This is a genomic window from Moorena sp. SIO4A5 (assembly GCF_010672005.1).
Lineage (GTDB): Bacteria > Cyanobacteriota > Cyanobacteriia > Cyanobacteriales > Coleofasciculaceae > Moorena.
This window is the reverse complement of record NZ_JAAHHZ010000468.1, coordinates 1-3,769: the sequence shown is the minus strand read 5'-3', so window position 1 is coordinate 3,769 and position 3,769 is coordinate 1. Positions and strand designations below refer to the sequence as shown.

Here is a 3,769-nt window from a genome sequence, read left to right as displayed (position 1 = left end):
CATCCACACCCATACTGTTAGTGGCATGGCTGTTGCTGCTATGGAAGAGGGTTTGTTGCCCCTTAACCAAATTTCCATGGAATTTTATAATCGGGTTGCCTACCATGATTATGAGGGCATCTCACTTGACCTTGATGAGCGAGAAAGGCTGGTGGCATCTCTGGGAAACAAGAAATGTTTAATCCTCCGTAACCACGGTCTTTTAACTGTAGGTCAAACAGTGGCAGAGGCCTTCTACTACATGTACTACCTGAATAAGGCGTGCGAGATTCAGGTTAACGTACTGGGTAGTACAGCCAAGCCAATCATACCACCACCTGAGATTTGCGAACATACAGCACGGCAGTTCGAAGGTCCCTTCCACAAGAATAACCAAGAATTCCAGAGTGTATGGGAAGCTAATCGCCGTTTGCTCGATCGGCTCGATCCCTCTTATATTGACATACTCCCACCCAAGTTATCCTAGGAAAAATCATGGCATCTTCAAATATACAAAAAAACTACGATGTCCTTATCGTCGGTGGTGGACACAATGGACTAATTGCAGCCTGTTATCTTACCAAAGCAGGTAAATCTGTTTTGGTGCTAGAACGACAAGATAAGGTAGGAGGAGCCGTTGTTTCAGAACAACTATTTCCAGGTATCGAAGCGAAACTCTCAGTGTATGCCTATCTAGTGGGAATGCTCCCACAAAAAATTATCTCAGATCTAGATTTAAATTTTAAATTCCGACAAAGAAATCCCGCTTCCTTCACTCCATTTGAGCAGAATGGGAAACATCAGGGTTTATTGATTAGTAATGAATCTGACATAGTCACTGAGCATTCCTTTAAGCAATTCACCGGAAATTTAGAGGAATACCAAAGCTATCTCAAGTTTCATCAACTGCAAAAGTCTTTAGGAAAGCACATCTGGCCTTCGTTGCTTGAACCGATGCAGACCAGAGATGAAATTAAAAATCGCTTTCAGACGGAAGAAGAAAAGCTAGCTTGGCAGTTATTTATAGAGCAACCTTTGGGAGTTGCTATTGAAGAATTCTTTCAAAGTGATTTGGTGCGGGGTTTAGTATTCACAGATGGAACGATTGGAACCTTTACCCATCCCCATGACTCGTCCTTAAAACAAAATCGGACGTTTCTCTATCATATTATTGCCAATGGTACAGGGGATTGGTGTGTTCCAGTGGGTGGTATGGGGAAGCTGACAGAGGAACTTGTTGCTCAATGCCAAAAAAATCGTGTCGAGATACTCAACCATGCTGAAGTCACCAAAATAGAGCCAAACGAAGGGCAAGCAACCGTAAAGTTCCAACATAATAACCAAGAAAGCTATGTCAGTGGAAGATATGTCTTAGTTAATCTTGCTCCGAAAAAACTTTCCCAACTGTTGAGTGGGTATAATCCTCCCAACGATCCCAAAGATGAAGGATCGTTTATCAAAATTAATATGGTTTTAAGGAAGTTACCCCGTTTGAAGGCAGATTACGATCCTGTAGAGGCATTTACTGGAACATTCCATGTCAACGAGGGTTATCAAAACATCATCGATAGCTACAAAATGGCTTGTGAAGGAGTGATACCAGAACATCCTCCTGGCGAGTTCTATTGTCATAGTTTAACGGATGATTCTATCCTCTCCCCATCTCTGAGAGCACAAGGTTACCAGACCCTAACGTTATTTGGGTTAGAAATGCCTTATAGCTTATTTGTTAAAGACAATGAAACAGAGAAACAGAAAGTATTGGAGAGGTATCTTAATGGGGTAAATCAATATTTATTAGATCCCATAGAAGATTGTATAGCGCGGGATGAAAATGGTCAACTTTGTGTTGATGTAGCAACTCCAGTGGATGTGGAACGAGAAGTAGGCATTCCCACAGGTCATGTCTTCCATCAATCTCTTTCCTGGCCTTTTGTAGAATCAGAGGAAGAACGGGGAATATGGGGCGTGGAGATTGGCTTTGATAATATCTTCCTGTGTGGTTCTGGAGCCAAGCGGGGTGGGTGCGTTAGTGGAATTCCAGGGCATAATGCAGCTATGAAGATTATAGGGGGTTGATGCTAAGGATTACTGGATGCTGTTTTTCAGTCTAAATTATGAAAGTTTTATTGTGTAGCGATAGCGCAACACTAGCAGTAAGCTTACTAGCATCACAACTATCAGACCATGAAATTATCACCTGTCCCTCAGATACTATTATCAAGTATTTAGATAGTGTTGATGTTGTGATACCTTGGATGGCTAACATTGATGCTTCAATCATTGCCTCTGGACACTTTGGTTTAGTGCAAGAGTTTGGTGTCGGTATAGAAACTATAGACATTGAGGCAGCTACTCGTGCTGGAGTATGGGTAGCACATGTACCTGGGCGTGTTTCTGGCAATGCTGATTCCGTTGCCGAACATGCCATCATGCTAATGCTCATGCTCTCACGACACATGACAATCACACAGCAATCATCTAAAAGTGAAGACTGGAGTGCAAAAGCAGGTATTGCCTTATTAAGAAAAACAGCTTGTATCGTTGGACTTGGTGACATTGGTACGGCATTAGCGGTACGCCTAAAAGCTTTTGGAATGCGTCTTGTTGCGGTTCGGCAACACCCAGAACGTGGTGCGTTACCAGAAACAGGGATAGAAAAAGTTTACGGCTCTAATGCTCTTTGTGAAGCGTTATCAATTGCTGACTATATTATCTTGTGTGCCGAGTATACTAAAAACACTCATCATCTGATTAATCACAACACACTGGCAGCAATCAAACCTGGAGCATTTCTCATCAACGTAGCACGGGGTGGTTTAGTGGACACAGATGCCTTAGAAGCAGCACTAGAGAAGGGACATTTAGCAGGAACTGGTCTTGATGTAGTTGACTCCCCCACGGATTCTCTTCGTCAGCAAAACGTAATTATTACTCCACACATTGCTGCCATAACCGACGTAAGTTACGATGGTATTGCGGCTGTGGTGATTGATAACATTAGACGCTACGCACGAGGTGAACAGCCACGATACACCATCAACACGCCTCATAAGTTACGACGCTGAGAGTCATTATCTGTCTCAATTCCCAACCCGGATGCAATTCCGGTACTTCCAGCACATCCCCATCCTCTAGCACAAGCATTACCTGATTGAGACGATAAACTTCCATGGTGCGAGTTCTCGGATCCACTAACACCCCAATTTTAGTTCCCAATTCCAGAAATTGCTGGATCTTCTAACGTAATTTTGCCAAATTGTCACTCTTAGAGCAAGTCTTGCTATCTCAATAAGACTTATCGTACAAACTCCTAATCCATTTGGTCTCTCCTTCTCAATCACCTCACGGTGGTAACTGCTCAGTTTAGGATCGTTCTGATTCCACCAAACAAAACTATGAGTCTCCAGAACAATCATAAAACCTCTCCATAACTATTCTCTATATCCCAGTCTTCTATAGGGATAGCTGGCTCTTCAGGATCAGCATAGTATGCGTAGGGCTGCTTGTTTGCCAATGGATTAGAAGAATATTCCTTTTTGACTTCACCAATAGTGACAATTTCGGAAAGCTTATTTTGAATAGCTTCATTGTCTTGATGCAGTCGCTCATGGGGGAAACCACGGCAGTTGCTCATGGGGGGAACCCCCAAGACCGCACTGCCTCCCCAAGACCGCGCTGCATCGCTTAATATTTCTGAAGCAAGCTCCTCTACAGATATTCGTTTTTTTGCCGCCGCTTTTATCAAAAAGTCTTGAGAATATTGACTAATTTTTACATTGGTTATAAA

4 protein-coding genes and 1 pseudogene are annotated in these 3,769 nt (G+C 42.8%); 3 read left to right on the top strand and 2 right to left on the bottom strand.

Going from position 1 to position 3,769, the window contains the following annotated elements:
- The 3 genes from F6K57_RS39375 to F6K57_RS39365 form a co-directional block, all read left to right on the top strand.
- The coding region (locus F6K57_RS39375) for a class II aldolase/adducin family protein (protein ID WP_293074159.1) at positions 1-466 on the top strand (466 nt) is incomplete at its 5' end.
- Positions 467-474: 8 nt separating this feature from the next.
- Positions 475-2,058, top strand: a complete 1,584-nt coding sequence (locus F6K57_RS39370; protein WP_293074156.1) for an NAD(P)/FAD-dependent oxidoreductase — start codon at positions 475-477, stop codon at positions 2,056-2,058.
- 38 nt (positions 2,059-2,096) lie between these two features.
- Positions 2,097-3,047: an NAD(P)-dependent oxidoreductase gene (locus F6K57_RS39365; RefSeq protein ID WP_293074153.1), complete on the top strand. Its 951-nt coding sequence runs from the start codon at positions 2,097-2,099 to the stop codon at positions 3,045-3,047.
- Here F6K57_RS39365 and F6K57_RS39360 read toward each other — a convergent pair.
- The gene (locus F6K57_RS39360; RefSeq protein ID WP_293074162.1) at positions 3,019-3,216 is read right to left on the bottom strand and encodes a Uma2 family endonuclease; all 198 of its coding nucleotides are present in this window, start codon (positions 3,214-3,216) and stop codon (positions 3,019-3,021) included. The genes F6K57_RS39365 and F6K57_RS39360 overlap by 29 nt on opposite strands.
- Before the next feature lie 178 nt (positions 3,217-3,394).
- Positions 3,395-3,769, bottom strand: a pseudogene (locus tag F6K57_RS39355) (hypothetical protein); the annotation flags it as partial.

Coding starts and splice junctions, on each gene's coding strand:
- F6K57_RS39370 (WP_293074156.1), top strand. CDS start 475: ATGGCATCTTCAAATATACAAAAAAACTACGATGTCCTTATCGTCGGT.
- F6K57_RS39365 (WP_293074153.1), top strand. CDS start 2,097: ATGAAAGTTTTATTGTGTAGCGATAGCGCAACACTAGCAGTAAGCTTA.